This window comes from Nisaea sp. (genome assembly GCF_017640745.1).
GTDB lineage: Bacteria > Pseudomonadota > Alphaproteobacteria > Thalassobaculales > Thalassobaculaceae > Nisaea.
Window position 1 is genome coordinate 140,957 of the sequence record NZ_JAEPQA010000004.1, and the last position, 26,588, is coordinate 167,544.

At 67.0% G+C, this 26,588-nt stretch carries 22 protein-coding genes, 1 tRNA gene and 1 pseudogene; 16 read left to right on the forward strand and 8 right to left on the reverse strand.

The annotated features are described in order from the left end of the window. Nucleotides 1–147: 147 nt before the first annotated feature. From JJ959_RS04985 to JJ959_RS05015, 7 genes are all read right to left on the reverse strand, one after another. A complete protein-coding gene (locus tag JJ959_RS04985) occupies nucleotides 148–1,911 on the reverse strand; it encodes a hydantoinase B/oxoprolinase family protein (protein WP_292880297.1) in 1,764 nt (587 codons plus the stop codon). Then, nucleotides 1,908–3,986 (reverse strand): hydantoinase/oxoprolinase family protein, encoded by a 2,079-nt coding sequence (locus tag JJ959_RS04990; RefSeq protein WP_292880300.1) that lies wholly within the window; start codon nucleotides 3,984–3,986, stop codon nucleotides 1,908–1,910. The genes JJ959_RS04985 and JJ959_RS04990 overlap by 4 nt, the downstream gene beginning before the upstream one ends. Before the next feature lie 56 nt (nucleotides 3,987–4,042). Next, the gene (locus JJ959_RS04995; RefSeq protein WP_292880303.1) at nucleotides 4,043–4,540 is read right to left on the reverse strand and encodes a PAS domain-containing protein; all 498 of its coding nucleotides are present in this window, start codon (nucleotides 4,538–4,540) and stop codon (nucleotides 4,043–4,045) included. Nucleotides 4,541–4,647: 107 nt separating this feature from the next. Next, nucleotides 4,648–5,052 (reverse strand): response regulator, encoded by a 405-nt coding sequence (locus tag JJ959_RS05000; RefSeq protein ID WP_292880305.1) that lies wholly within the window; start codon nucleotides 5,050–5,052, stop codon nucleotides 4,648–4,650. Then, entirely contained in the window at nucleotides 5,049–7,211 is a 2,163-nt protein-coding gene (locus JJ959_RS05005; RefSeq protein ID WP_292880308.1) for an ATP-binding protein, read from the reverse strand. Before JJ959_RS05005 ends, JJ959_RS05000 begins: the two co-directional genes overlap by 4 nt. A gap of 165 nt (nucleotides 7,212–7,376) precedes the next feature. Next, the gene (locus tag JJ959_RS05010) at nucleotides 7,377–8,165 is read right to left on the reverse strand and encodes a hypothetical protein (RefSeq protein ID WP_292880311.1); all 789 of its coding nucleotides are present in this window, start codon (nucleotides 8,163–8,165) and stop codon (nucleotides 7,377–7,379) included. Nucleotides 8,166–8,186: 21 nt separating this feature from the next. Beyond that, on the reverse strand, nucleotides 8,187–9,353 hold the full coding sequence (locus JJ959_RS05015) for an alanine--glyoxylate aminotransferase family protein (RefSeq protein WP_292880314.1): 1,167 nt from the start codon (nucleotides 9,351–9,353) through the stop codon (nucleotides 8,187–8,189). Between the two features lie 179 nt (nucleotides 9,354–9,532). On the opposite strand from JJ959_RS05015, the gene JJ959_RS05020 reads away from it, so the two are divergent. Both JJ959_RS05020 and JJ959_RS05025 read left to right on the forward strand, forming a co-directional pair. Next, nucleotides 9,533–10,213 (forward strand): ABC transporter ATP-binding protein, encoded by a 681-nt coding sequence (locus JJ959_RS05020; protein ID WP_292880317.1) that lies wholly within the window; start codon nucleotides 9,533–9,535, stop codon nucleotides 10,211–10,213. A 1-nt stretch (nucleotide 10,214) separates the two neighbouring features. Next, nucleotides 10,215–12,761 (forward strand): FtsX-like permease family protein, encoded by a 2,547-nt coding sequence (locus tag JJ959_RS05025; protein ID WP_292880320.1) that lies wholly within the window; start codon nucleotides 10,215–10,217, stop codon nucleotides 12,759–12,761. Between the two features lie 69 nt (nucleotides 12,762–12,830). Here the strand turns inward: JJ959_RS05025 and JJ959_RS05030 are convergent. Continuing rightward, nucleotides 12,831–12,920 (reverse strand) — tRNA-Ser (locus tag JJ959_RS05030). 262 nt (nucleotides 12,921–13,182) lie between these two features. Here JJ959_RS05030 and rplU point away from each other — a divergent pair. The 14 genes and pseudogenes from rplU to JJ959_RS05100 form a co-directional block, all read left to right on the forward strand. Then, nucleotides 13,183–13,491 (forward strand): annotated as a pseudogene (gene rplU / locus JJ959_RS05035) (50S ribosomal protein L21); the annotation flags it as partial. A gap of 111 nt (nucleotides 13,492–13,602) precedes the next feature. After that, nucleotides 13,603–13,869 (forward strand): 50S ribosomal protein L27, encoded by a 267-nt coding sequence (gene rpmA / locus JJ959_RS05040; RefSeq protein ID WP_193185490.1) that lies wholly within the window; start codon nucleotides 13,603–13,605, stop codon nucleotides 13,867–13,869. 37 nt (nucleotides 13,870–13,906) lie between these two features. Beyond that, nucleotides 13,907–15,076, forward strand: coding sequence for a GTPase ObgE (gene obgE / locus JJ959_RS05045; protein WP_366816913.1), 1,170 nt, complete (start codon nucleotides 13,907–13,909; stop codon nucleotides 15,074–15,076). Next, nucleotides 15,073–16,218, forward strand: a complete 1,146-nt coding sequence (gene proB / locus JJ959_RS05050; protein WP_292880325.1) for a glutamate 5-kinase — start codon at nucleotides 15,073–15,075, stop codon at nucleotides 16,216–16,218. The genes obgE and proB overlap by 4 nt, the downstream gene beginning before the upstream one ends. A 44-nt stretch (nucleotides 16,219–16,262) precedes the next feature. After that, nucleotides 16,263–17,546: a glutamate-5-semialdehyde dehydrogenase gene (locus tag JJ959_RS05055; RefSeq protein ID WP_292880470.1), complete on the forward strand. Its 1,284-nt coding sequence runs from the start codon at nucleotides 16,263–16,265 to the stop codon at nucleotides 17,544–17,546. Between the two features lie 32 nt (nucleotides 17,547–17,578). Next, nucleotides 17,579–18,229 carry a nicotinate-nucleotide adenylyltransferase gene (locus tag JJ959_RS05060; RefSeq protein WP_292880328.1) on the forward strand — a complete coding sequence of 217 codons (651 nt, stop codon included), beginning with the start codon at nucleotides 17,579–17,581 and terminating at the stop codon, nucleotides 18,227–18,229. A 52-nt stretch (nucleotides 18,230–18,281) separates the two neighbouring features. Beyond that, the gene (gene rsfS / locus JJ959_RS05065; protein ID WP_292880330.1) at nucleotides 18,282–18,713 is read left to right on the forward strand and encodes a ribosome silencing factor; all 432 of its coding nucleotides are present in this window, start codon (nucleotides 18,282–18,284) and stop codon (nucleotides 18,711–18,713) included. Between the two features lie 79 nt (nucleotides 18,714–18,792). After that, nucleotides 18,793–19,251 (forward strand): 23S rRNA (pseudouridine(1915)-N(3))-methyltransferase RlmH, encoded by a 459-nt coding sequence (gene rlmH, locus JJ959_RS05070; protein WP_292880333.1) that lies wholly within the window; start codon nucleotides 18,793–18,795, stop codon nucleotides 19,249–19,251. 34 nt (nucleotides 19,252–19,285) lie between these two features. Next, complete coding sequence (gene gpmI / locus JJ959_RS05075) at nucleotides 19,286–20,845, forward strand: 2,3-bisphosphoglycerate-independent phosphoglycerate mutase (protein ID WP_292880335.1); 1,560 nt, start codon at nucleotides 19,286–19,288, stop codon at nucleotides 20,843–20,845. Between the two features lie 12 nt (nucleotides 20,846–20,857). Further along, a complete protein-coding gene (locus JJ959_RS05080) occupies nucleotides 20,858–22,183 on the forward strand; it encodes a peptidoglycan DD-metalloendopeptidase family protein (RefSeq protein ID WP_292880337.1) in 1,326 nt (441 codons plus the stop codon). A 17-nt stretch (nucleotides 22,184–22,200) separates the two neighbouring features. Further along, nucleotides 22,201–23,505 (forward strand): S41 family peptidase, encoded by a 1,305-nt coding sequence (locus JJ959_RS05085; protein ID WP_292880340.1) that lies wholly within the window; start codon nucleotides 22,201–22,203, stop codon nucleotides 23,503–23,505. A 98-nt stretch (nucleotides 23,506–23,603) separates the two neighbouring features. Further along, complete coding sequence (locus JJ959_RS05090; protein WP_292880343.1) at nucleotides 23,604–24,737, forward strand: divergent polysaccharide deacetylase family protein; 1,134 nt, start codon at nucleotides 23,604–23,606, stop codon at nucleotides 24,735–24,737. A 29-nt stretch (nucleotides 24,738–24,766) separates the two neighbouring features. After that, nucleotides 24,767–25,246 carry an RNA pyrophosphohydrolase gene (locus JJ959_RS05095; RefSeq protein ID WP_292880345.1) on the forward strand — a complete coding sequence of 160 codons (480 nt, stop codon included), beginning with the start codon at nucleotides 24,767–24,769 and terminating at the stop codon, nucleotides 25,244–25,246. Nucleotides 25,247–25,357: 111 nt separating this feature from the next. Next, complete coding sequence (locus JJ959_RS05100; RefSeq protein WP_292880347.1) at nucleotides 25,358–26,587, forward strand: hypothetical protein; 1,230 nt, start codon at nucleotides 25,358–25,360, stop codon at nucleotides 26,585–26,587. Nucleotide 26,588: the final 1 nt, after the last annotated feature.

Below are 26,588 nucleotides of genomic sequence, written 5' to 3' on the forward strand. Positions count from 1 at the left end.
CTTTCCGGTGCAGCCCGGCGCGATGCCGGGCGGTGGAAAGAGCAAAAGCAATAACCGGACCATCGGGACGAGAGTCCGGCCCGCACCGGAACACCCTTTGGCGACCATTGGGGGCGACTCTTGGGAAAGACCGCGCGCCGAAGCGGCTCAGGACGCCCGCAGGCGTGCGGTTTCAGCGGCATCGAGAGACCCGGCGAACGTCGAACCCGGATCGTCAGGATCTCCGACAAATGCCACGCCGTAGCTCTTCCGCGCGGCTTCGGTCGACACAAGGCCATCGCGCCAGTCGCGCCAGACCGCTTCGAGGGGACGCGTCTTCGGGTCGCCCCAGCCGCCACCGCCCGGCGAGCTTGCCGTCAGGCGGCCCGCGCCCATGCGTTTCAGGCCGAATTTCGGGGCAAGCTCCAGCGCCGCGCCTTCTTCCTGGACATGCATCTCTCCGGCAGCCCCGTAGGCGCCGCCCTTGATCCCGAAGCCAGTCTCATAGCGCAGGCCCTCGCCGCGGAAGGAATAGAGCGCGGGGGTCTTAATCTCGACATCGTAATGAGCTCCCGTGCCGCCGCGCCACCGGCCTGCCCCGCCGCCGTCATTGCGCAGTTCCTGACGCCGGAAATGCACCGGATAGAGCCGCTCGTAGGTTTCGGCATTGGAAATGGTCAGGCCGCCGAGAGTGCAGAGATGGCCGATCTGGTTGAATCCGTCGCGGCCTTCGACCGCACCGGCGCCTGCCGCCGCCAGACCGTGATAGAAGACGTAGGGTCGGCCTTCCCCGCCGTGGCCGGATGTGACGCCGAAGATATTCTTCGCCCAACCGGCCGCGGCGCGCTCCGGGGCCGCCTGATTCAGCGCCTTCCAGACCGCGTGGATGATCTCATGCGCGACGAAGACCGTGTCCATGGTGGTCGGCGCGCCTTCCCGCGCATTCACCAGGCTGCCTTCCGGCGCCACGATATCGATGACGGAGAAAGTGCCCTCGTTGCGCGGGATCGCCGGGTCGAAGAAGGAAGCGAAAGCTGTGTAGACCGCCGAATGGGTGTTCGCGAGGGTGGAGTTCTTGAAACCGCGGATCTGCGGATCGGTGCCGGTGAAGTCGACCGTCGCCCGGCCGCCCGCGATCGTCACCTTCGCGCGGACCCAGATGTCGCGCAGCTCGAAGCAGTCGTTGTCACTGCGCTCCTCGCCCTCGTAGACCCCGTCCGGCAACTCCGCGAGCGCGGCACCCATGCGGCCCGCCGCATGGGAGAGGATGCCGTCGAAATAGCCGAGCGCCTCCTCGACCCCGAGCTCCTCCACCAGACTCGCGACCTGCTCCCCGCCGATTTTGGTCGAACCGAGCATGGCGCCGAGATCACCTTCCAGCAGGTCCGGCGTGCGGGTGTTCAGCAGCAGCAGTTTCCAGAGATCACGGCGGACCTTCCCGGCCTCGACCAGCTTCAGCACCGGCAGCCGGACGCCTTCCTGCCAGACCTCCGTCGCCTCCGGATTGTAGGTCCCGGCCGCGCCGCCGCCGATGTCGGACTGGTGCGCGCGGTTGCAGACCAGCGAGACCAGCCGCCCGCCGACGAAGACCGGGCGGGCGATCACCCAGTCCGGCAGGTGATTGCCGCCCGCCGCCCAGGGATCGTTCAGCAGGAAGACGTCGCCGTCGGCGATATCGTCCGCGAAGTCCCTTAGGATCGCGCGCGCGGCGAAACCGCCGCCGCCGCTATGGATCGGAATACCGTCCGCCTGCGCCGTCACCCGACCGTCCGGGCCGGCGATGAAACAGGTGAAATCGTGCGCCTGGCTGAAGATCGGGCTGCGCGCGGTGCGCACCATCACATGACCCATCTGCTGCGAGATATGGTCGAGCCGGTTCTGCGTCAGGGCGAGCAGGACCGGATCGGCGGCATTACCGGTCTTCGCGCTCATGCCGCACCCTCCCTGTCCTCGAAGCTGATCAGATAGTTCCCCGCCGCATCGACCGTCACCCGGTCGCCCGGACCGGCGAAGATCGTCGTCGTCGCCTCCTCGATCAGCAGCGGCCCCGGCAAGTCATGCCCCGGCAGAAGATCGCCGCCGCGATAGACCGCCGTCTCCATCATGCCGTGCCGCTCATCGATGAAGACCGGGCGCCGTTCCACCGGCACTGCCGGGCCCTCGGCCCTTGGCATCCTCGCTTCGGCAAGCGGCGGCAGCAGGCCCTTGCCGACCACGCGGAGCGCGGTGATCAGGATGCGGCCGCCCGGCACGAGATGGCCGAAGCGCTGTTCGTACTCCCGCTCGAAGGCGGCACGGATCGCCTCCGCGCCATCCGCCGGTGCGACCGGAATGCGGAGGTCCCATTGCTGGCCGTCATAGCGCAGGTCCAGCTCCCTCTCGGTCTGCATGCCCTCTTCCGCAAAGCCCTCGTCCGCAAGAAGGCTCCTCGCCCGCTCCTCCAGCGCCCGATAGCGGGTCTCGACAGGTTGTGCCGCGAGCGTATCGAGATCCTGGAAATGCACGTCCATGAAATCCTGCCGCACGTCGGAATGCAGCATGCCGAGGGCGCAGAAGGCACCCGCCTGGCGCGGGACATAGACCGAAGCGCAGCCGAGCCTGCGCCCGACCGGCACGCCATGCATCGGCCCGGCCCCGCCGCAGGCGACGAGCCGGAAGCGGCGCGGATTCTGTCCGCGCTGGATGGAGATCCGCTCCACCGCATGCAGCAGGTTCTGCTCGACCAGACGGATGATCCCGGCGGCCCCTTCCTCGATCTTCAGCCCGAGCGGATCGGCGACCCGGCTCCGCACCGCCGCGCGGGCCTTCTCCAGATCCAGCGTGACCGACCCGCCGGCATAGACGCCGGGCTTCAGGCGGCCGAGCACGAGATTGGCGTCGGTCACTGTCGGCTCGCTCCCGCCGAGGCCGTAGCAGGCCGGTCCGGGATCGGCGCCGGCGCCTTTCGGTCCGGCGAAAAGCATGCCTGCCCCGTCCACCCCGGCGATGGTGCCGCCACCCGCCCCGACCGTGTGGATGTCGACCGAGGGGATGACGAGGTCGTAATCGGCCACGGCAAGCTCGTCCGTGATCGCGATCCGGCCGCCGGACATCAGCATGACGTCGCAGCTCGTGCCGCCGATCTCCATCGAGAGCAGGTCGTCATGGCCGGAGACCTGCGCCAGATGCCGCATCGAGCCGACTCCGGCCGCCGGGCCGGAGAGGATCAGGTTGACTGGCCTTTCCGCGATTTGCCCGACCGAAACCGCGCCGCCGTTCGATTGCAGCATGAAGAGCTTGTGGCGGAGGCCGGCCGCCGCCAGCGCCGCCTCGAGCTCCTGCAGATAGCCGACCACGCGCGGCGCGACATAGGCGCTGACCACGGTGGTCGAGCCGCGCTCGTATTCTCCGATGATCGGTGCGACAGCACTCGAACGGGCGATCCAGCCGCCGCCCCAGCTCTCGGCCAGAATCTCCGCCGCTGCGATCTCGTGCGCCGGATTGGCGAAGGCGTTCATCAGGCAGATCGCCACCGCCTCCACACCCTCGGCGCGGAAGCGTGCGCCGATCTCCCGCACCTGATCGAGATCGAGCGGCGTCAGCTCCCGCCCGTGCGTGTCCAGCCGTCCGGCGACCGGACGGCGCAGATAGCGCGGCACCAGGACCTCCGGATAGGGCGTGCGATGGTCCCAGGGATTGGGCCGGATGCCGCGACGGATCTCGAGGGAATCCCGGAACCCCGCGGTCGTCAGCATCCCGACCCGCGCGCCCTTGCGTTCCAGAAGCGTGTTGGTCGCCACCGTCGAGCCGTGCGCGAAAAAGGTGCATTGCCCGAGGAAACCGGCTTCGGAGAGACCGAGATCCGACGCCGCCTTCGCCACCGCGTTCATCACCCCCTTCGCCGGGTCGGACGGCACCGACGGCACCTTGAAGACGTGCAGCGCGCCGTCCGCACCGGCGACGACCATATCCGTGAAGGTGCCCCCGACATCGACGCCGATCCGCCAGGGGGCCTTGAGGGAAATCATGAGGGAAAACTCTCGGGGCTGGGCAGAACAAGAACCCGCACTCTAGCGCGCCCGGTTCAGCGAACGTAAGACCCCATGCCGGGAGAGCGGGCCGCCACGTCGCCGATCAGCAGGACACCCATGGTCTTGTCGACAGTATGGCCGTCGGAAGCGAGCGGCATATGAACGGACTCGAAACTGCGCCAGCTCCGGTCCGGCGCCCAGGTAACATGGCCGCGGCGCACCAGAGGGCGGCGGGCCGTCACCACCTCGCGAAACTCCCCGATGACCTCACTGGCCGGCACCTCGAATTCGCATTCGGACATCAGCCGGCCGGTATAATCCCGGCCAACGGCCCGAGCTATCTCCACGCCGACCAGCCGGTAGCGGAAGTCCGCCCCTCCGCCGATCACGTCGAGGATCAGGATATGGCCGAGCCACTCCTTCAGGTCCGCCACCTCGAACGATTTGCGCGAGGGCAGGGCCTGTCCCTCGCGGCGCTCTTCCCAGAGCCGGAGAAATCTCTGGATCGAGGGATCCTCGCTCGTTGATGATATTTCGTCTTGCCGGTTCACGCCTGATTTCCGGATTTGCCTCGGTTGCACTCATTTTCCGATCAAATCCTTAATCAATTTTTATGCCATGGCTCTTTGCGTCACATGGCGGGACCTATGCAACCAAGTCAGAGCGCGCGCGGCCTGGCAAAGATCGCGTCGACCCGGTCCTTCAACTTCTTCAGCGTCAGCGGCTTGATGATGAAGGCATCGACGCCGGCCGCGATGGCTTCCCGTACCGTTTCAGACTCGTTATGCGAGGTCAGGAAGACGATCGGGATCTCTCGGACGACATTCGATTTCGTGCGGCGAAGGGCCTTGAGGAAGGCGATCCCGTCCATCGGCTCCATCTCGATATCGCACAGGATGAGATCCGGCAGCTTAGCGACGCAGGCCTTCAGCCCCTCCTCGCCGTCACCGGCCTCGCGGATCACCGGAAAGCCGAGCACCTGGAGCGCCTGCACGCTGAGCCCGCGCTGGAACTCGTCATCCTCGATGACCAGGACATCGATGCCGTCATAAGGATCGGTCACGCATTCTCTCCCAGTTTTCCCGCCGGGTCATCCGCCAGCGCTTCCCGCAACAGTACCGCTTCTCGGTTCAAAGTCTCCAGATCCGCCGCATCGATCCGGCTTCCGGCGGAGCTCCGCGCATGGTCTTCCAGCGCACCTGCGGCGGCGGCCAGCCTCTCCGCACCGACCGAGGCCGCGGCCCCTCTGAGCTTGTGAGCTTCAGCCGCAATCCGCCCCGGGGCCTCTCCGGAGGACAAGAGATCCAGCGAGACTTCCAGCCGCGCGGCAAACCGCTCGAGTGCACCGCCAAGAAGCGCCGCGTCGCCGCCGCACATTTCAGCAAGCTCCCTCACATCGAGCACCGACAGGCCGGTCGCTCCGCCGGAATCTTCTCCGGTCGAACGAGGCGCAGCCGTCGCAGACAGGCCACCGGGAACCAATGCATCCGAAAGCGCCCGCAGCGAGACCGGCTTGATCAGGACCGCATCCGCACCCGCAGCCCGCGCCGCCGCGATATCCTCGGGCGCCCCCGCGGCCGTCATCATCACCAGGCGGTCGGGAACCGACGCATCCATCCTCAGCGCACGCAGGAGCCCCGGACCGTCCAGTACCGGCATGTGCCAGTCCGTGATCAGGGCCTGCCAGCGTTCGGGGTCCCGGCGCCAAAGCTCCAGGGCCTCCGCGCCGTTCTCCGCAACCGTCACGCTGCATCCCAACAGGCCGAGCTGACGCTCGACCACCCATCTGTTCGTCGCGTCGTCATCCGCCACGAGAACGGAGAGGCCGAGATGTGCCGCGTCGAAACGTTCGGCGGAAGCGCCGAGCGGCCTTTCGTCGCTGGCCGGCAGCGGAACGAGAAAACGGAACGTGCTCCCCGCACCCGGAACGGACTTGGCCTCGAGCCGCCCCCCCATCAGTTCGGCGAGTTGCCGGGAAACCGCCAGTCCAAGGCCGGTCCCGCCATATTGCGCCGCCGTCGCGCTGTCGGCCTGCTCGAACGGCATGAAAAGGCGCTCGAGCGCCGACGGCTCGATGCCGATCCCCCTGTCGGCGACAGAGATCGCGATGGCTTCGGCGAGCGAACCGTCCCGCTCGACGGCAACGGTCACGCTGCCGGTCTCGGTGAACTTGACCGCGTTGCCGAGCAGATTGAGGAGGATCTGCCGTATCCGGGCGTCGTCGCCCAGCACGACCGGCGGCAGGTCCGGCGCGATGGAAAGCTCTAGCGCAATCGACTTCCGCGCGGCGGCCGGACGCATGATCGCGACGGCGTTTTCCAGCATCTCCCGCGGATCGAAGGGCCGCCGGCTCAGACCGAGCTTGCCTGCCTCGATTTTCGAGAGATCGAGGATCTGGTTGAGCAGTTCCAGCAGCGCCTCGGCCGAGCGGCGGACCACCGTCAGCATCTCCCGCTGGCTGTCCTGCAGCGGTGTGCGCTCCATCAGCTCGAGGGTCGCCAGCACGCCGCTCATCGGCGTGCGGATTTCGTGGCTCATTGTCGCGAGAAAACGCGACTTGGCCTCGTTCGCGGCCTCCGCCGCCTCGCGCGCGAGTGCCAGCGTCTCCTCCCGTTCGGAGCGGTGGACGGCATTGCGCCAGACGAAAGCGATCGCGGTCCCTCCCGAGAGCAGGATCAGGGCCACCCCGACGACCGACATGTAGAGACCGAGCCGACTATAGGCTTCGGCACTCGCCGTGACGTCGAGATAGGCCTCGAACGCGCCGATCACCCGCCGCGCACCGGGCGCCGGGTCAAACACCGGCAAATAGGTCTCGGCGACCACGGCGGTCCGGCCACCCGCCGGGTCCGGGACACTTTCAAGCGCCACATGGGGCTGACCGCGCAGCACCTGGTCCTCCCAGTAGGCCGAACTGTTGACGCGGCCGATCTCATTCTCGTTCGAGGAGGCGACGGCGCGTCCCTGCTGATCGAAAATGACGAAATCGCGCAGCCCGCCGAGCTGAGAGGCGAGCGCAATGGTGCGCCGGTCCGTCTCCGACAGCTCCTCGCCCCGGAGTACAGGGACCAGCGAGTCGAGATGGCCGGCGAGCCCGTCCGTCCAGCGCAGCCCCGTCGAGATCGCATCGCGCTCCAGCATGGCGGTCTGGATGCGTTCGACCGCAACCGCCATCGCCACCGCCGCGAGAGCGAGCACGCCGAGGATCAGGCCGATAAGCATGCCGGTGCCGGGACCGCGTGCGGCTACCGGACCGGGCGAAGCTTCGCGTTTATTCTCGGATGCGGCCATTACTCCCGCGCGTCGGCTGTGATCAGACGGACGGCATCATGCCCGAGAGCCGGCGGCGGCGAGTTGACCTGTATCAAGCGAGCCGCGCCGCAGGCGTCAGCCCCTGAGCAGCTGCCCGTATCCCTCGATCTCCGCCTTCACGCCCGCGAGTTTCAGGCAATGCCAGAGGCTCGCCTGGTTCGCCGTGATCACCGGACGTGCAAGGTCCCGCTCCAACGCCTCGATGATACCGACGCAGCGGAAGCCGGTGCCGAGGATCAGCATGCCGTCGGCCTCCTTCGGGCAGGCCGCCATGGTCTGCGCATAGAGCGGCTCGATCTGCTGCTCGAAACCGAGGCCACGCGGGTACATCTCGGAGAACGGTACCTCGCGCCAGCCGGGGCCGGGGTCGTAGCGGAGATGGCCCGCGGCCGCGATCCCGTGCGCTTCGATATAGGCGAGGCCCTTCTCCAGCGTCGCGTCATTGAACCAGGGCGGGAAGACCAGGAAGGGGCGTTCGACGCCGGACGCTTTCAGCGCCGCGAAGCAGTCGAACATGTTGGTCGTCACGGCAACGCCCGGTCCGAGAAGTTCCGAGAGCCGTGCGATCACCGCCACGTCCCAGCCCTTGCCGCCGAGGAGGCTGGAGGAACTGTGCCCGAGCACCACCGCCGAGAGCCGCATGCCCCGGAAATGCTCCGCTCCGCGGGCGAGATCCGGGGAAAGCTCGATATCGCTCCGTCCTCCGTTCCAACTCGCCCAGGGCGCCGGCGCCGCGATGCGGGCGGCGTGGACGGAAACATCCGGCGGCAGCATCGCCCACCATTCCGCTTCCGGAACGGCTTCGCTGGAGACGATGAACATGCCGAAGCGGGCCTTCCAGCCCCAATTGTCCCGTGCAGTCATGTCCGTCTCCTCCGTTTCAGGTTATTCGGCGCGTGCCGCTTCCGCAGCCGCCAGCCCGGCATCGATGTCCGCCGCGCGACCGAGAGCTTTCAGCGACCCTGCAATCTGTTCCAGATCGGTCCGGATATCCGCTTTTGAGACCCAGCCCATGGTGCCGATCCGGATCAGGCTCTCCTTCAGTTCCTCGAAGCGGGTGCCCGCGATGGCGCAATTATAGTGATCCTGCAGATGCGCGATCAGCTTCGGCGCGGAAACGCCGTCCGGCGTCCGCATCACCACCAGGGTCGGGCTGGGTGTTCCGTTCGGGAAGATAGAGAAGCCGAGCGCCTGCAATCCGGCGGTGAGCGCGCGATTGAGCCGCTTGTGCCGGGCCAGCGTCTCTTCGAGCCCGGTCTCGCCGATCATCGTCAGGGACTCGTCGAGCGCGTTCAGCATGGCGACGGGCGCGGTATAGGTCGGCTCGCCCTTTTCCGAGTTCGGGCGGAACTTGCGATAGTCGAAATAGCCCCGCGGCCCCCTGTCGTCGCGGGAGATCACCCCCCAGGCCTTCTCGCTGACGCTGGCGATGCCGAGGCCCGGCGGGCACATCAGGCATTTCTGCGAGGCCGAGACGACGACGTCGACGCCCCATTCGTCCGCCCGCATCTCCGCGCCGGCGAGCCCGCTGACGCTGTCGCAGCAGAGCAGGGCATCGGTTTCGCCGACGATGGCGCCGAGCGCTTCGAGGTCGGTCAGCGCCCCGGTGGAGCTCTCGCTGTGCACCGTCAGGACCGCCGCATACTCCTTCTCGGCGAGCGCACGGCGCACGCCGTCGAGATCGACCGGCGCGCCGAGCGGCGAGACCACCTCGTCCACCTCGGCCCCGATCTCCTCGGCCAGCCGCCGGAACACCGGCCCCCACTGCCCGTTGGTGGTGATCAGCACCCGCTTGCCCGGCCCGGCGACATTCACCACCGCCGATTCCATCGCCCCGATCCCGGTCGAGGCGAAGATGAAGGACGGAATGCCGGAGCGCCCGAGGATCGGCTGCAGCCGGTCCAGGATCGATTTGAAGCGGGGAAGGAACTCGGGCCCGCGATGCGCGGTCAAGGGACGGGCGGCCGCCTGGAGCACGCGCTCCGGAACGGCGGTCGGCCCGGGCAGGCGGAGACGGTAGGGCAGCGGGGCCCCGGAAGAGGTAGCGGACATGGCGTGACTCGTGAAACAGGATCTCGGGAAATCGAGACCGGCATATGGAAGCAGTGGCAAGGCGACAAGGCAAGGCTGCAGGGCGTTTCGGGAGCCGCCGCGCTTGATTTGGCCGCACGGGCCCTAAATAGAACGGGGTTGCCGCCGATCGAAACCTCACACTTCCAGCATCGAGGCCCATGGATTTTTCTCACGCTCCCGTCGTTCAGCTTTCCCAGGTCCGGCTTTCCTATCCCTCGCCGGAGGGCGAGATCGAAGTTCTCAAAGGCATCGATCTGTCCGTCGCCCCGGGCGAGATCACGGCCGTCACCGGGCCATCCGGGTCCGGTAAATCTTCCCTGATCGCCGTGATCGGCGGGCTCGAGCCGCTTTCCGGCGGCGCGGCCCACGTCCTCGGGACCGACATGTCGGAGATCGACGAACGGGGCCGCACGCTGCTGAGGCGCCAGGACATCGGCATCGTGTTTCAGGCCTACCATCTGGTTCCCTCTCTGACGGCGCAGCAGAATGCCGCGCTGCCGCTGACCCTCGCCGGACGGACGGACGCCCAGAACGCCGGAGCCGAAATGCTGAAACGCGTGGGCCTCGGACATCGGCTGACGCACCGCCCGTCGGCACTTTCGGGCGGCGAGCAGCAACGGGTCGCCGTCGCGCGCGCCTTCGTCGCCGCGCCGCGTCTGGTCCTCGCCGACGAACCGACGGGAAATCTGGACCAGCGCACCGGCAGTGTGGTGATCGACACCATGTTTGACCTCGCCCGCAGCTCCGGCAGTGCGCTGCTGCTGGTCACGCACGATCCGGGCCTTGCCGCGCGGTGCGACCGCACGCTTGTCATCGAAGACGGCCGGGTCGTTTCCTGAGATGGCGGAAACGGACTCCCTGCCCGCGCGCATCGCGCTTCTGGCAAAGCTGCTGAAGGCGGAGGCCGCGTTCGGCATCCTGGGGCTGCGCCTGTTCATGGCCTGCGTCCTGATCGCCAGCACCATGCTCGGTTTGATTTGGCTCCTCAGCTCCGGGCTTGCCGATGCGATGCGGGACAACGCCAAACGCATTCTCGGCGGGGATATGGGGGTCACGGTCGTCAATACGCCGCTCGAGGCGGGCGTCGTCAGCGCTTTGGCGGCAACCGGACAGATCTCAGAGGTCGCCGAGCTGCGCGCGACCGCAATTTTCGAAAAGCCGGACGACAAGCGGCGGATGACCGTCGAGCTCAAGGCCGTCGACGGGTCCTATCCGCTTTACGGCAACGTCGATCTCGCAAGCGGCCGGGACCTGCATGACACGCTCGCCGAGCGGCGCGGCCTGCCCGGAGCAGTGGCGGAAGAGACGCTGCTCTCCCGGCTCGGCCTCGAACTCGGCGATAGCGTCAGGATCGGCAATACCCTATTCGAGATCCGCGACATCCTTCTGCGGGAACCGGACAGGCTCTCGGCGGGCACCTTCATGGTCGGCCCCCGGATACTGATCGGACGCGATCGGCTGACCGGCACCGGTCTCACCGAGAGGGGATCGCTGCTCGAATACCGGACCCGGATCCGGTTCGAGACGGACACCGACCCGATCGCCGCCAGACGCGCGGTAGAGGCCGCCGAACCGGATCGTGGCTGGGAAATCCAGAGCCCGGAAGAGGCGGCCGAGCGCGTGCGCGAGGTCACGAACAGAACCACGACATTCCTCGGAATATCCGGCCTGGCCGCTTTCGCTGTCGGAATGACCGGAGCCTGGGCGGCCGTTGCGATGTGGATCGGACGGCGGAGCCGCTCCATCGCCCAGTACCGGCTGTCCGGCGCAACCACCGGCACGGTCGTCGCGCTCCATGCGGTGATCATCGCGGTCGCCGGGCTGATTGCCCTGTTCCTCGGGTTGGCGCTGGCCACGTTCGGTGCCGTTGCGCTCCTGGAGATGCTGACGGAGCAGCTTCACCTGCTCTGGTCTCCCTCGGATCTCTGGCCCACCGCAATCCTGGTCTTCGCTACGCTGGCGCTCGGGCTCGGCGGCGCTCTGGTCGCCGGCCTGTCCGGAATCGTCCGGATCGCGCCGATCCGCGCCTTGCGTGACGAGACCGGCGGAGCGCGGATCCACCGCAAGGACGCAACGATCGCGGCCGGTTTCATCGCCGGCGCCGCGGCTCTTGCGGTCGCCGGTCTCCCGAACCCGCTCATGGCCGCCGCAGCCACGACCGGCCTGGCCGCGGTAGCCGGCATTCTCGCCGTCCTCGGCAACCTGATCGCGCGGGGCGCCGGCGCGCTCCGAACGCACCGGTTTCTCCCCATGGCCATCAAGCAGGGCCTCAGCGCCTCCCGCGCGGTGATGCTTCGGACCATCGCGCTCGGCATCGGGATCGCGGGGATCACCGGTGTGGTCGCGATCCAGCATTCCCTCGAATCTGCATTCGAGACCCAGATCCCCGAAAAGGCGCCGGACATCGTCCTACTCGATGTCCAGGCGGCGCAAGTGCAGCAGATCCGGGACCAGGTCGCCGAGACCCCGGGCCTCGGCGGCCTGCAGGCCACTCCCTTCATGCGGACACGCCTGTTACAGGTCAACGGCCAGCCGGTCGAACAGGCCCTGGCCAATCCCGACAAGGACTGGGTGATCGAAGGGGACCGGAGTTTCTCCTGGACGGCCGAGCCGACCGGCGCGGAACTCCTCGCGGGCGAGTGGTGGCCGGCGGATTACGACGGTCCGCCCCTGATCTCCGCCGAGGAAGACGTGATGCAGGCGTTCGACCTGAAACCTGGAGACGAGCTCACCTACAGCGTGCTCGGCCGGGTCTTCACTTCCGAGGTCGCGAACATCCGCAAGGAATATCACCGCACCATGCGGCCGGAATTTCTCATCGTCGCCAGTCCGACCCCCTTCCGCGATGCCCCACACGGATGGATCGTTTCCCTGCAGGGGCGGGACGCCGAGAGCCTGAACGCCTTTATCGCGGAGCTGTCGGAGAACGCACCGAACGTCACGGTCATCGATGTCCGGCGTCTGGTCGGCGAGGCGACGGAGATCATCGAGGCGGCGATCCTCGGGACCATGCTGATCGCGGCGGTCCTGCTGCTGGCGGGATCGCTGTCCCTCGCGGCAACGGTCTCCGCCGATGTCGACGCCCGCCGCCGCGAGGCCGTTGCGCTATCGCTGGTCGGGGCGACCCGGCGTGAAATCTCCCTCGCGCGCCTTGCGGAGACCGCCGCGACGGGCCTGGTTGCCGCTCTGGTCGGCGGCATGGCCGGTCTGCTCGGCAGCTGGTGGATCGCCGCGGGAGCGCTCCGGGTCGACTGGACACCCGGCCTCGGCGCCATCGCGCTCCCGCTTGCGCTCGGAATGCTGACGGCCGTTGCCGCAGGTCTGGCGGGCGGACTGGGCGCCCTGCCGCGCGGTCGCGGGCAGCTCGCGCGGCTACTCTCCAGCTGATCGGTCGGCGGGTTGCCATATTTTAGGGAAGCAGAAGAGGTCGAATGATGATCCTGACCTCAGGGAAACTGGCGGAGAGAGAGGGATTCGAACCCTCGGTACGCTTGCGCGCACAACGGTTTTCGAGACCGCCCCGTTCAACCACTCCGGCACCTCTCCGAACGGGGCGGGACCATAACGATGTGGATGGGCGGATTCAATAGCCTATTTGCATCCGTGCGCGTCTCTGGCGCCGGCTGCCGGAACACACTATATATAGCGCCAGAGAGCGCACGATTTCGGACGCGCCGGGCGGGCTGAAGATTCTCTGGTTCGAGGGCCGGATTCCCTGTTGACTTGAACGTCGCCCGGAGTATAGTCCGCCGCTCCGACGCGGAGGTAACAGTCCGCGCGCCCAGTTCTCATTGCCAGAGTATTGACAATGTTCGCAGTCGTTAAAACCGGCGGTAAGCAGTACAAGGTCGCCCCGAACGACGTCATCAAGGTCGAGAAGCTCGCCGGCGAAGCCGGTTCTTCCGTCGATCTTGCCGACGTTCTGATGCTCGGGGAAGGCGACGATCTCAAGGTCGGTGCGCCGACCGTCGAGGGTGCTGTGGTCCGCGCCGAAGTGCTTGAGCAGACCAAAGGCGACAAGGTCGTCGTCTTCAAGAAGAAGCGCCGTCAGGGCTATCGCCGGACCCGCGGTCACCGTCAGGAACTGACGGTGCTGCGCGTGACCGACATCCTGGCCGACGGTTCCAAGAAGGCCGCGCCGAAGAAGGCAGCCGCGAAAAAGGCCGCGCCGAAGGCGAAGGCCGAAGACGCGGCTCCGGCGGCCGAAGCCGAGACGAAGGAGTAATCGATGGCTCACAAGAAAGCAGGCGGTAGTTCCCGTAACGGCCGCGACAGCGCAGGCCGCCGTCTCGGCGTGAAGAAGTTCGGTGGCGAAGCCGTCATTGCCGGCAACATCATCGTGCGCCAGCGTGGCACCAAGTTCCATCCGGGCGAGAATGTCGGCATGGGACGTGACCACACCCTGTTCGCGCTGACGGACGGCAAGGTTGGCTTCCGTCGGAAGAGCAACGGCCGCACTTTCGTGGAAGTCGCGCTGGCCGAAGCAGCGGAATAACAATGTCGCGCCCGCTCCGGCGGGCCAGCGATTGCGGATGAGGGAACGGTCCTGCGGCTGTTCCCTTTTTTCGTGTCCCGAGGCCGGGATTCATGACAGGCCGGGATTGCATGAGATGAAGTTTCTCGACCAGGCGAAGATCTTTCTGAAGAGCGGCGACGGCGGGCCGGGCTCCGTCAGTTTCCGGCGCGAGAAATTCATCGAGTTCGGTGGGCCGGACGGCGGCGACGGCGGGCGCGGCGGCTCCGTGATCGCGGAATGCGTCGACGGCCTCAACACGCTCATCGACTACCGCTACCAGCAGCATTTCAAGGCCGAGAGCGGCCGGCCCGGTGCCGGGCGTAACCGCACGGGTGCGAAGGGCGGCGACATCGTGCTGCGCCTGCCGGTCGGAACGCAGATCCTCGACGAGGAACGCGAGGAGGTGATTGCCGACCTGACCCGGATCGGGCAGCGCGTCGTGCTGCTGAAGGGCGGCGACGGCGGGTTTGGCAACACGCATTACAAGACCTCGACCAACCAGGCACCGCGCAAGGCCCTGCCCGGCTGGCCGGGCGAGGAGATGTGGGTCTGGCTGCGTCTGAAGCTGATCGCCGATGCCGGTCTCGTCGGCCTGCCCAATGCCGGCAAGTCGACCTTCCTCTCCAGCGTCACCCGGGCGCGGCCGAAGATCGCGGACTATCCCTTCACCACCCTGCATCCCGGCCTCGGCGTCGCCTCGGTCGGCGAGCAGGAATTCGTCATCGCCGACATTCCGGGCCTGATCGAGGGCGCCTCGGAAGGCGCCGGTCTCGGCCACCGTTTCCTCGGCCATGTCGAGCGTTGCGCCGTTCTCCTGCACCTGATCGACGCGACCCAGGACGATCCGGCGGAGGCCTACCGGACCGTCCGCCAGGAGCTCGAGGAATATGGCGGGGGCCTGACCGACAAGCCCGAGATCATCGCCCTCTCCAAGATCGACGCGGTGACCGAGGAAGACCTGCCGGTCCTGGTCGAAATGGTAGAGCAGGAGCTCGGCAAGAAGGTCCTCACCCTCTCCGCAGTCTCCGGAGCCGGTCTCGACACGGCACTGGCGACCCTGCTCGAGCCCGTGACGGAGGCGCGCCGCGCCCGCAAGGCCGAGATGCCGGACGAGGCGGACGCGTTCGAGGAAGAAGAGATCGTGGAAGCCGAAGAGGAGTCTTCCTCCGGCTGGTCGCCCCTGTGAGCCCCGAGGCCGCCGAAACGGGTACTCGTTCCGGCCTCGATACGGCCGAACGCATCGTCGTCAAGATCGGCTCCGCCCTTCTGGTCGACGAAAAGGGCGGCGAGATTCGCCGGGACTGGCTGAACGCGCTCGCCGACGACATCGCCGGCCTCAAGGCGCGCGGCAAGCAGGTCCTCGTGGTCTCCTCCGGCGCCATCGCCGTCGGGAGGCGCCTGCTCGGCCTGCCGAAAGGCGCGCTGAAGCTCGAGGACAAGCAGGCCGCCGCCGCGACCGGCCAGGTCCGCCTTGCCCATGCCTATCAGGAAGCGCTCGCCCGCCACGGCATCATGGCGGCGCAGATCCTGCTCTCCCCCGGGGATACCGAGGAGCGACGCCGCCACTTGAATGCCCGTGCGACGCTGAACGCCCTTCTCGCCCTCGGTGCGGTGCCGGTGATCAACGAGAACGACACGGTCGCGACCGAGGAAATCCGCTATGGCGACAACGACCGGCTCGGCGCCCGGGTCGCGCAGATGGTCATGGCCGACACCCTGATCCTGCTCTCGGACATCGACGGGCTCTATACCGCCGATCCGCGGAGCAATCCGGCGGCGGAACACATTCCACATGTGGAACGGATCGACGAGGGCATCGAGGCGATGGCCGGCACCGTCGGCAGCGAATACGCCTCGGGCGGCATGGTAACCAAGCTCGCCGCGGGAAAGATCGCGTCCGCCGCCGGCTGCCGCATGGCGATCGCGCGCGGGCACGATCCGCATCCCCTGAAGGCGATCGAGGAGGGCACGCGCGTCACCTGGTTCGCGGCCGCCACCTCGCCGCGCGGCGCGCGCAAGAACTGGATCGCCGGCTCGCTCACGCCGAAAGGCAGCGTCAGCCTCGACGAGGGTGCGCTGAAGGCACTGAAGCGCGGAAAAAGCCTGTTGCCCGCCGGAGTGACAGAGGTCGGCGGCAATTTCGAGCGCGGCGACCTGATCGAGATCCTCGATGCCGAGGGACGTCCTGTCGCGCGCGGGCTCTCGGCCTATGGCGCCGCCGATGCGCGGCGGATCGCCGGGCACAAATCCCGTGAAATAGAGCGGATCCTCGGCTACCGTGGCCGCGACGAACTGGTCCATAGAGACGACCTGGTGCTCGACCGCTGAAGCGGGGGCACGGGCAAGAGTTGGGAGCGAACGGACCCATGGCCATGCTTGATATCGCCCGGACGGACGATTCCGATATCGAAACGATGATGGCCGGTCTCGGCGCCGCGGCCCGCACCGCGTCCGCCGCGCTCGCGCTCGCCACGACGGAACAGAAGAACAAAGCGCTCACCGCTGCTGCTTCGGCGATCCGCAATGCGCTGCCGGAGATCCTCGCCGCGAACGAGAAGGACCTCGCCTTCGCCCGCGAGAAGGGCGTGCGCGAGTCGCTGATGGACCGTCTGAAGCTGGATGCGGGCCGGGTCGAGGCCATCGCCCAGGGGATTGAGGACGTCGCCGCCCTGCCCGATCCGATCGGCGCCGTGATGGCGGAGTGGGAACGGCCGAACGGACTGAAGATCGCCCGCGTGCGCGTGCCGCTCGGCGTCATTGGCATCATCTACGAGTCGCGCCCGAACGTGACGGCGGACGCGGGCAGTCTCTGCCTCAAGTCCGGCAACGCAGCGATCCTGCGCGGCGGCTCGGAGAGCTTTCATTCCTCCAACGCCCTGGTCGCCTGCCTGCACGAGGGTCTGAAGGAAGCCGGCCTGCCGGAAGCGGCCGTGCAGCTGATCCCGACCCGCGACCGGGCGGCGGTCGGCGCCCTGCTGACCATGACAAAATTCGTCGACATCATCGTGCCGCGCGGCGGCAAGAGCCTGATCGAACGGGTGCAGCGCGAGAGCCGGATCCCCGTGATCGCCCATCTCGACGGGATCAACCACGTCTATGTCGACCGGGCCGCCGATCCGGCGATGGCGGTCGACATCGTGCTCAATTCCAAGATGCGGCGGACCAGCGTCTGCGGCGCGGCGGAGACCCTGCTGGTCGATGCGAAAGTCGCCGAGGCCCAGCTGCCCGCCATCGCGAAGGCGCTCGCCGAGAAAGGCTGCCTGCTGAAGGGCGACGAGGCTGCCCGCAGGATCGTCCCGTCGATGCAGCAAGCGACCGAGGAGGACTGGTCGACGGAATATCTCGACGCCGTGCTCTCCGTGCGCGTTGTCGATGGGCTGGATGCGGCGATCGAGCACATCAACCGCTACGGCTCGCACCATACCGACAGCATCGTGACCGGTGACGCCGCGGCGGCGGCGCGCTTCACCTCGCATGTCGACAGCGCCATCGTGCTGCACAATGCCTCGACCCAGTTCGCCGATGGCGGCGAGTTCGGGATGGGCGCGGAGATCGGCATTTCCACCGGCAAGATGCATGCGCGCGGCCCCGTCGGCGCCGAGCAGCTCACCAGCTTCAAATATGTCGTGACCGGCTCCGGCCAGACGCGGCCCTGAACCGGGCGCGGCTCCCCGCCTGCAGTGACCCCATGATCGAGAACCCCGAAGCCCGCCGCCTGCTCGCCTCCGTGCGCGGCAGAACCATTGCGATCATGGGCGGCTCCTTCAACCCGGCGCATGAAGGTCATCTCGACATCGCCCTGCTGGCCCTGCAGAAGCTGCGGGCGGACGAGGTCTGGTGGATGGTCTCGCCGCAGAATCCGCTGAAGACGGCCGACGACATGGCGCCGTTCGAAGAGCGCAAGGCCTCTGCCGAACGGCTCGCCCGGACCCACCGCCGGATCCGGGTCACCGATATCGAGGTGCTGCTCGGCACCCGCTTCACCGCCGACACGCTCGGCGCCCTCGCCGCCGGCGCACCCTTCACCCGCTTCATCTGGGTCATGGGCGCCGACAATCTGGTCGGCTTTCACCGCTGGGCGGAATGGCAACAAATCTTCAACAGTGTCGTCATTGCAGTTTTCGACCGGCCAACCTATTCTTTAAGGGCCTTGTCGGGCCCGGCGGCCCGCCGTTTTGCCAAGGCCCGCATCCGGCAACGGTCCGGCCGGCGCCTCGGCAGACGACGGGCACCGGCGTGGGTGTTCTTTCACACCCCGTTGAACGCGTTGTCCGCAACCAGCATCCGATACGGATCGGATCGGCCGGACGGCAAAGGTCGAACCCGACAAAAGCAATGAGCTGGTGCCGCTCCGGAACGGCGGTGCCGCACGATTATCGGCTTAGCGCCCTTTGGCGCGAAAGGAGACAGTCATACAGAAAAAAGCCGCTCTCCCGTCCCGGGAAAGCCTCGTCGAACTGGCCTCTCGCTCGCTCGACGACAGCAAGGCCGAGGATCTGGTCGTCATCGACCTCGAAGGCAAATCCTCCATCAGCGATCACATGCTGATCGCAAGCGGGCGATCCACCCGCCAAGTCTCCGCCATGGCGGAGCATCTCGTCGAAAAGCTCAAATCTGTCGGTGTGAAGGGCATCTCGGTCGAGGGCCAGTCGCAGGGCGATTGGGTTCTGATCGATGCCGGCGACATCATCGTCCATCTCTTCCGGCCGGAAGTCCGCGAATTCTCCGCGCGCGAGAAGCTGTGGGGCGGCGAGCCGCCGGCACATGCCAAGGTCGTGCAGATCGGCGACGGGGCCGGAGCCCGCGAGATGGCGCACGCCTGAGGCCTGACCGGATCGGGGCACGGCGTTACAGGCACGGACGGGCGCCTGCCCGGTAGAAACGGTCCGGAGGTAAGAGACTGTGAAACTGACCCTCGCCGCGGTCGGCAAGGCGCGCCGCGACGTGCATGCCGATCTGTTCGCCCATTACCGCAGCCGCCTGACCTGGCCCCTCGAGCTGAGAGAGGTGGATATCCGCCGCAAACTGCCGCGGGAGCAGCTGCAGGAGGAGGAAGCCGGCCAGCTGCTTGCACAGGTCCCGGACGGCGCGATCGCCGTGGTACTCGACGAGCGCGGCAAGACGCTGTCGAGCGCCGAGTTCGCCGAAAAGATCGGCGCCTGGCGGGACGAGGGTGTACGCGACATCGTCTTTCTCATCGGCGGGGCCGACGGCCATCACGACAGCTGCCGCAAGCGGGCGGACCTTCTTCTCTCGCTCGGGCGCGCAACCTGGCCGCACATGCTGGTGCGCGGCATGATCGCCGAACAGCTCTACCGCGCGCAGCAAATTCTGGCCGGACACCCTTATCATCGGGAATGACCGGCGCTCTTGAACACGTTATAACCGCCGCATCATGACAGATCAGACACAGAAACCGCGGCCCGTCGTCCTCTGCATCATGGATGGATGGGGCCAGCGCGCCGAGCGCGACAACAACGCCGTCCTGCTCGCGAACACCCCGAATGTCGACCGCCTCACCGCCGCCGGACCGAGCGGGCGCATGCGCGCCAGCGGCGCCGATGTCGGCCTGCCGGTCGGGCAGATGGGAAATTCCGAGGTCGGCCACATGAATCTCGGGGCCGGACGCGTCGTCATGCAGGACCTGCCGCGGATCGACGCCGCCGTCGCCGACGGCTCGCTGGCGGCGAACGCCGAACTTCTGAAGCTGATCGAGGCGGCGAAGGCCGGGACCGGCCGCTGCCACCTGCTGGGCCTGACCTCGCCCGGCGGCGTCCATGCCCACCAGACCCATATCGCCGCCCTCGCCCGCGCCCTGACGGAGGCCGGTGTCGAAGTGCTGGTGCATGCCTTCCTCGACGGCCGCGATACGCCGCCGAAGAGTGCGCGGGCAGATATCGAGCGCCTGTTGCGAGACCTTCCAGAGGGCGCCCGCATCGCGACGATTTCCGGCCGCTTCTACGCGATGGACCGGGACAAGCGCTGGGAACGGGTGGAGCAGGCCTACAAGGTCATTGCGGAGGCGGAAGGAAATAAGGCTGACGATCCGCTGGCCGAGATCGACCGCGCCTATGCGGCCGGCGAGACCGACGAGTTCGTCACCCCGGCGGCGCTGCCGGGCTATGATGGCGTGCGGGACGGCGACGTCCTGCTGTCCGCCAATTTCCGCGCCGATCGGATGCGGGAAATCCTCGCCGCCCTGCTCGATCCGGCGTTCGACGGTTTCGCGCGCAAGCGCCCGCTGTCCTTCGCGGCTGCGGCCGGAATGGTGAGCTATTCGGCCGCGCTGGACCCGTTCCTCTCCGTCCTCTTCCCGGCCGTCGAGCTCCGCAACACGCTCGGCGAGACCGTCGCGAATGCCGGCCTGACCCAGCTCCGCATGGCGGAGACCGAGAAATATCCGCACGTCACCTTCTTTCTCAATGGCGGCCGCGAGGAGGTCTTCGAGGGCGAGGACCGGATCATGGTGCCGTCGCCGAAGGTGCGGACCTACGACCTGCAGCCGGAAATGTCCGCGCCCGAGGTGACCGAGAAACTGGTCGCGGCGATCGAGAGCCGGAAATACGACCTGATCGTCGTCAACTACGCCAATCCGGACATGGTCGGCCATACCGGCAGCCTCGAAGCCGCAATCAAGGCGGTGGAGACCGTCGACGGCGCCGTCGGGCAGATCGAGACAGCGCTCAAGAAGGTCGGCGGCTGCATGTTCCTGACCGCGGATCACGGAAATTGCGAGCAGATGCTCGATCCCGAGACCGGCGGACCGCACACCGCGCATACGACCAATCTGGTGCCGACCGTCCTGGTCAACGCGCCGGCAGGCATCGGGTCGCTCGCGACCGGCCGCCTCGCGGATGTCGCGCCGACACTGCTTGAGCTCATGGGCGTCGACCAGCCGGCGGAAATGACCGGGAGCTCTATGCTCCGTGCCAGCGCCGCGAGCGCGGCAGAGTAGTTCCGGCCGGCCATGCGGAAGGCGGCCAGCAAGATCCGGGCACCGCTCGCCGCGTCACTCCTGATCGTGCTCGGCACGGCTCAGCTTGCCGGATCGGCCGAATCGCTTCCCGATCCGGAGAAGCTCGACGAGAATCTCAAGAAGGTCGAACGGGCCCTCGAGCAGGGCTCGGCGCGCAAGCGCGATCTCGACCAGCTCGCCGATAGCGTCGAGAGCGAGCTGCAGCGCCTGCGGCGTGCGCTCGTCCTCGCCGCCGAGGCGACGCAGGAGCGCGAGGCCGAACTCACCGCCGTCGAAACCAAACTCTCGGAACTGGAAGCCGAACGGGAAACCAGCCTCGGGACGCTCGCCGTCAAGAAACAGCAACTGGTGAAAGTTTCCGGAGCGCTCCGCCGGCTCGCGGCCCGGCCGCCGGTCGCCATGATCGCCTCGCCGGCCGATCCGCTCGACACCGTCCACACCGCCATGCTGCTCGGCGCGGTCCTTCCGGATCTTCAGCAGGAGGCGGCCCGCCTGTCTGGTGAGATCGCCCGCCATGCCGCGGTCGAGCGCGAGATCCGCGAGGAGCAGGAGCGGCTCGCTTCGGCCGGTGCCGCTCTCGAGGAAGAGCGGGTTCGGGTCGCCGCGCTGCTGGAAGCGAAGCAGGCGGCGCGAAACTCGATGGTTGCCGAACGCAGCGCGGTCGCCGAGAGGCTGAACGAGCTTGCCGCCTCTGCACGGGACCTCCGCGACCTGATGCAGCGGGTCGAGCAACACCAGGCGAAGAGCGATTCGGCCCGCAAGCGGCTCAATTCCATCATCGGCAAGGGCGGCGAGCCCTCAAGCGAGAGCGCGGTTACGCCCGGGGCCGCCCCGCCGGCGCCGCCTGCCGCGTCAGCTGGCGGCACGGGTTTCGTCGCCAGCCTCCCGAGCAGCCCGGGGATCGCGAGCAACAAGGGCGATCTAACCTATCCCGCCGCGGGGAAAGTCAGCCAGCGGTTCGGCGCGGCGAACGCCCTCGGCCTGACCGAACGCGGGGTTGTGATCGCCACCCGCGAGAGGGCCCAGGTGGTCGCGCCTTTTGACGGAAAAGTCATTTATGCCGGGCCGTTTCGCGGATATGGTCAGATTGTGATGATTGAACATGGCGACGACTATCTTACCTTGTTGGCAGGTATGTCCTCGGTCGATGTTCAGGTTGGACAGGGTGTGCTCGCGGGAGAGCCGATTGCCCGCATGGGCGCGGCCGGAACGGGTGCGGAGGGGACGGACGGACTCTATGTGGAGTTTCGCCACAATGGTGCCCCGATAGATCCGCTACCATGGTGGTCCGCGCGCACGAACAAGGTAAAGCGATGATGAAATCGATCCGTCAGATGAAATCCTGGTCCCGGGTAGCCCTGCTGGGCGCCGTCGCCGCAACCGCCCTGCTGGCGGTGCCGGCGATGGAGCACGCGGACGCCCAGTCCCAGAACGACACCGATACCTACCGTCAGCTCAGCCTGTTCGGCGACGTGTTCGAGCGGGTACGCTCCGAATATGTCGAGGAAGTGAGCGATCAGGAACTGATCGAGGCCGCCATCAACGGCATGCTGACGGCACTCGATCCACATTCCAGCTTTCTGAATTCCAAGAGCTTCCGCGACATGCGGGTGCAGACGAAGGGCGAGTTCGGCGGCCTCGGCATCGAGGTCTCGATGGAAAACGGCCTGGTCAAGGTGGTCTCACCGATCGACGACACCCCGGCGGCCAAGGCGGGCCTGCAGCCGGGCGATTTGATCACCCATCTCGACGGCGAGCCGGTGCTCGGTCTGACCCTCGGCCAGGCGGTCGAGAAGATGCGCGGCCCTGTGGATTCCGATCTGACGATTTCCATTCGGCGGCAGGACGCGGAGCCGTTCGACGTGACGCTGACCCGCGCGGTCATCAAGATCCGCTCGGTCCGTTCCCGGATGATCGACGATATCGGCTATATCCGCATCACCACCTTCAACGAGCAGACGACGACCGGCCTGCACAGCGCGATCGAGAAGATCAAGGCGGAGAAGGGCGACAAGCTCACCGGCTACGTGATCGACCTGCGCAACAATCCGGGCGGCTTGCTCGACGAGGCGATTTCCGTCTCCGACACCTTCCTTGAGCAGGGCGAGATCGTCTCCACCCGAGGCCGGGATCCGGAGAACGCGTCCCGTGTCCATGCCAAGCCGGGCGACCTGACCGACGGCAAGCCGCTCATCGTGCTGATCAATGGCGGCTCCGCCTCGGCCTCGGAGATCGTGGCCGGCGCGCTGCAGGACCACCGGCGCGCGATCCTGCTCGGCACCCAGAGCTTCGGCAAGGGCTCGGTGCAGACGATCATCCCGCTCTCCGGCCAGGTCGCGATGCGGCTGACGACGGCGCGTTACTACACGCCGTCCGGGCGCTCGATCCAGCAGACCGGCATCGCACCGGACATCGATGTGCCGCTGGCCCGGATCGAGAAGCTCGACAGCAGCCAGGCCCGACGCGAGGCGGATCTGCGCGGAGCGCTGAACAATCCGAACGGAAACGGCGCGGCAAAGCCGGAGACCGCTGACGGTGAAGACGTGGCGCCGCCCCCGGAACAGGCCGATTACCAGCTCGCACGGGCAATTGACCTGCTGCGCGGCATCGATCTCTATCGTCAACGCATCGTGAATTGAAGCTCCCCATACCCAAAATAAACCTGAAGCTTCCGGCGCTCCCCTTTCGCAGGAGAGGCCCGGAGGCGGAGGTTGAGATCGGTCCGGCGGGGCCTGGAATGCTCGGACGCATTCTCAGGCTCGCCGGAACGGGTCTGCTCGCGATCAGCGTGATCGGCGGGCTTGGCGCCGTCATTGGATGGCTCGCGGTCAACGGCCCCGACACCATTGCCGAACGGGACGCCCGGCGTCCTGTTCTGACCGTTCCGATCCTCGCGGAGGGAGAACAGCCCGAGCCGAACTCGAGCCTCGATGCCATGGCGGCCAGACAGCCGGAGGGTCATGGCGAAATGGCCGCCGGTTCCCACGGGGACGCAGCCGGCCAGGGTGCGCCCGCGGGGTCATCGGACGGGCACGGTGCCCCGACCGAACCGATGGCTCCCGAGCAACAGGGGCCCCGCTTCGAACTCGCCCTCGTGGAAGAGACCGAAAAAGGCATGCTGCCCATCGTCGCCCCGGACGGGCGAAAGGCCTGGGAGGTCTACGCAAAGCCTTTCGAGGCGGAAGCCTCCCTGCCGCGAATCGCCATCATCATGACCCGGATGGGCATCTCGCGTTCCCTGACCGCGGCCGCGATTGAGGTTCTCCCCCCGGAGGTCTCGTTCTCCTTCTCGACCACCATCTCCGATCTCGACGATCAGGTCGCGCTTGCCCAGAAGGCCGGACACGAGGTCTTTCTCGACGTTCCGATGGAGCCTTTCGGTTATCCGGCGAACGACCCGGGCCCGACCACCCTGCTGACCTCCCTCAGCGCCGTCGACAACCTGAACCGCCTGGAGACCGTCCTTGGCAGGACAGTCGGCTATGCCGGTGTAATCGGGGTGAAAGGCTCCCAGTTCACCACCGACGAGGAAGCCCTGACGCCGGTTCTCTCGGTCCTGAAGGAGCGCGGCCTCATGTATGTCGACAGTGCCGCGACATCGCGGACGATCGCATTCGAGACCGCGGGCTCCCTGCAGCTCCCGCGCGCCGTCGCCAACTGGCGCATCGATGACAGTCCGGCGCTGGCCGAGTTGCAGCGCCGTCTGTCGGCGTTGGAGCGCACCGCGCAGCGCTCGGGCTATGCGCTCGGCGTGGTGCCGCCGTTGCCGATCACCATCGACCTCCTGGCTTCCTGGGCCGCAACCTTGCCTGAACGCGGCCTTGTCCTTGCGCCGGTCACCGCGCTCGCAAACAAGCAAAGCCTGCGCTGAACTCCTGCATCGCGGTTACGGAGACACCCATGCCCGTCGACCCCTCCACGCTGCCCTATCGGCGGAATGTCGGAATCGTCCTGATCAACGACGAGGGCGAGATCTTCATCGCCCGCCGGGCGAACTTCCGTCCCGACGCCTGGCAGATGCCTCAGGGAGGCATCGACAAGGACGAGGCCCCGCGCGAGGCCGCCTTGCGCGAACTGGCAGAGGAAACCGGCGTCACCGCCTGCGAGCTATTGGCCGAAACCTCCGGCTGGCTGACCTACGACCTGCCGCCGGAAGCGCTGGGAAAAGCGCTCAAGGGCCGTTACCGGGGACAGAAGCAGAAATGGTTTCTCGCCAGGTTCACCGGCGAGGACCGGGATATCGACCTTGCCGGAGACACGGTCGAGTTCGACGCCTGGCGCTGGGCCGGAAGCGACGAGGTGCTGGCGCTGATCGTCGATTTCAAACGTCCCGTCTATCAATCGGTGATTGATCAGTTTCAGACCTATCTGAAGCGCTAGTCGTCTTGCCATCGCGCGCGGGGCTGGTAGGCTGGCATCTTTCCGGACGCCGGGCTCCGCCTTCCATCGCGGTTTCCCCGGTGACTTGATCCATTTTGAAATCGAGGGGCGATGGCCGCGGGCAGCGACACCCTACCGCAGACATTCGAGCGCCGGGGCACCTGCGTTCCTCTGCTTTCCGTGCCCGCCTTCAATCATTTGCGGGTGCGCGAGTATGTCACCAGCCGCGGCAGACTCCTCGAAGCGACGATCCCGAATTTCTCGGGCACCCGGCGCGGCGAATTTGCCATCGTCGACTGGAAGCAGCTCCCCAATATGGGGACCTTGTCGGAGCGCGACGAGGAGGTGCACGGGCAGATCATGGCGACGCGGAACGCGCTCGATCTCGACCCGATCAATGTCCGCGCGATCCTGCAGCAGGCGGATTCGGCCTACAATCCGGACGAGGAGCGCCGGCGGAAGGCCCGCGAACAGGCGCAGCGCGACCTCGAGGAGCGGGAGATCGTCCGGATGTCCTGCATCGCGCAGATGACACGCGAATGCGGCGTCGCCCAGGGCGATACCTTCATGGCCCGGGCGAGTACGCAGACGCTGCTCAACCTGATGTCCGGCAAGAGCGCGATCGCGGATTTCCGCATGGAGGAGCTGGTCGCGAAGGTGATGTCGCACACGGCGCTCCGGGCAGGCTGCTCCGTCGAGGATGTGCGCGACTGGCTGGAGCCGCTCGTCGGGTTGATCGCACCCTTCGGGTCCGTCGCCTCGCAAACCGAGAAGCGCACCGACGGCTTCCTCTTCCGCCAGCATTTGCGCCTGCTCGATTTCCGCGGATCGCTCAAACTCTATTCCGCCGAAGCCCGTTCGGAGGTTTCGGATTCCGTCGAGCTCATTCTGAGGGTGCTCGACCAGACCATCGGGTTTGTGAGCGAGCGGATCGTGAAGCTGGATTCTCTGCTCGCAAGCATTGCCGGCATGTTCCAGCAGGTCGAGAATTCCGTCGACCAGCTGCAGAAACTGCGGCGTGACGTGGCCTACGGTCTCGACGGATGGGACGATCTCGTCTCTGTCTGGCTCGATGCGAGCGAGAACAGCCATCTGATCGGTGGTGAGAAGGGCATGGAGCGCGCGATCATCCACATCCTCTGGCACCTGCCGGTCATTCCCTACAAGGAACTCCACGGCAATGCCTTCGACAGCCAGTCTTCCGTCGAACGCGCCCGGGTCAAGCTGGTGAGCCAGATGCATTCGTGGCAGACGGACGAGCTGGATCTCGAACTGAAGGACCGGATCGAGAAATCGAAGTCCAAGAAGGACGACGGCGGCTCGCGGTGGGAGGCCTCATAAG

What these genes read in the sequence shown, in the direction of transcription:
- JJ959_RS05085 (WP_292880340.1), top strand. Translation starts at nt 22,201, where the DNA reads ATGAAATCCTGGTCCCGGGTAGCCCTGCTGGGCGCCGTCGCCGCAACC.
- JJ959_RS05015 (WP_292880314.1), bottom strand. Translation starts at nt 9,353, where the DNA reads ATGTCCGCTACCTCTTCCGGGGCCCCGCTGCCCTACCGTCTCCGCCTG.
- JJ959_RS04990 (WP_292880300.1), bottom strand. Translation starts at nt 3,986, where the DNA reads ATGATTTCCCTCAAGGCCCCCTGGCGGATCGGCGTCGATGTCGGGGGC.
- JJ959_RS05080 (WP_292880337.1), top strand. Translation starts at nt 20,858, where the DNA reads ATGCGGAAGGCGGCCAGCAAGATCCGGGCACCGCTCGCCGCGTCACTC.
- JJ959_RS05095 (WP_292880345.1), top strand. Translation starts at nt 24,767, where the DNA reads ATGCCCGTCGACCCCTCCACGCTGCCCTATCGGCGGAATGTCGGAATC.
- JJ959_RS05055 (WP_292880470.1), top strand. Translation starts at nt 16,263, where the DNA reads ATGCTTGATATCGCCCGGACGGACGATTCCGATATCGAAACGATGATG.
- gpmI (WP_292880335.1), top strand. Translation starts at nt 19,286, where the DNA reads ATGACAGATCAGACACAGAAACCGCGGCCCGTCGTCCTCTGCATCATG.
- JJ959_RS05060 (WP_292880328.1), top strand. Translation starts at nt 17,579, where the DNA reads ATGATCGAGAACCCCGAAGCCCGCCGCCTGCTCGCCTCCGTGCGCGGC.
- JJ959_RS05100 (WP_292880347.1), top strand. Translation starts at nt 25,358, where the DNA reads ATGGCCGCGGGCAGCGACACCCTACCGCAGACATTCGAGCGCCGGGGC.
- JJ959_RS04985 (WP_292880297.1), bottom strand. Translation starts at nt 1,911, where the DNA reads ATGAGCGCGAAGACCGGTAATGCCGCCGATCCGGTCCTGCTCGCCCTG.
- rpmA (WP_193185490.1), top strand. Translation starts at nt 13,603, where the DNA reads ATGGCTCACAAGAAAGCAGGCGGTAGTTCCCGTAACGGCCGCGACAGC.
- JJ959_RS05010 (WP_292880311.1), bottom strand. Translation starts at nt 8,165, where the DNA reads ATGACTGCACGGGACAATTGGGGCTGGAAGGCCCGCTTCGGCATGTTC.
- JJ959_RS05005 (WP_292880308.1), bottom strand. Translation starts at nt 7,211, where the DNA reads ATGCTTATCGGCCTGATCCTCGGCGTGCTCGCTCTCGCGGCGGTGGCG.
- obgE (WP_366816913.1), top strand. Translation starts at nt 13,907, where the DNA reads ATGAGGGAACGGTCCTGCGGCTGTTCCCTTTTTTCGTGTCCCGAGGCC.
- JJ959_RS05020 (WP_292880317.1), top strand. Translation starts at nt 9,533, where the DNA reads ATGGATTTTTCTCACGCTCCCGTCGTTCAGCTTTCCCAGGTCCGGCTT.
- JJ959_RS05025 (WP_292880320.1), top strand. Translation starts at nt 10,215, where the DNA reads ATGGCGGAAACGGACTCCCTGCCCGCGCGCATCGCGCTTCTGGCAAAG.
- JJ959_RS05090 (WP_292880343.1), top strand. Translation starts at nt 23,604, where the DNA reads ATGCTCGGACGCATTCTCAGGCTCGCCGGAACGGGTCTGCTCGCGATC.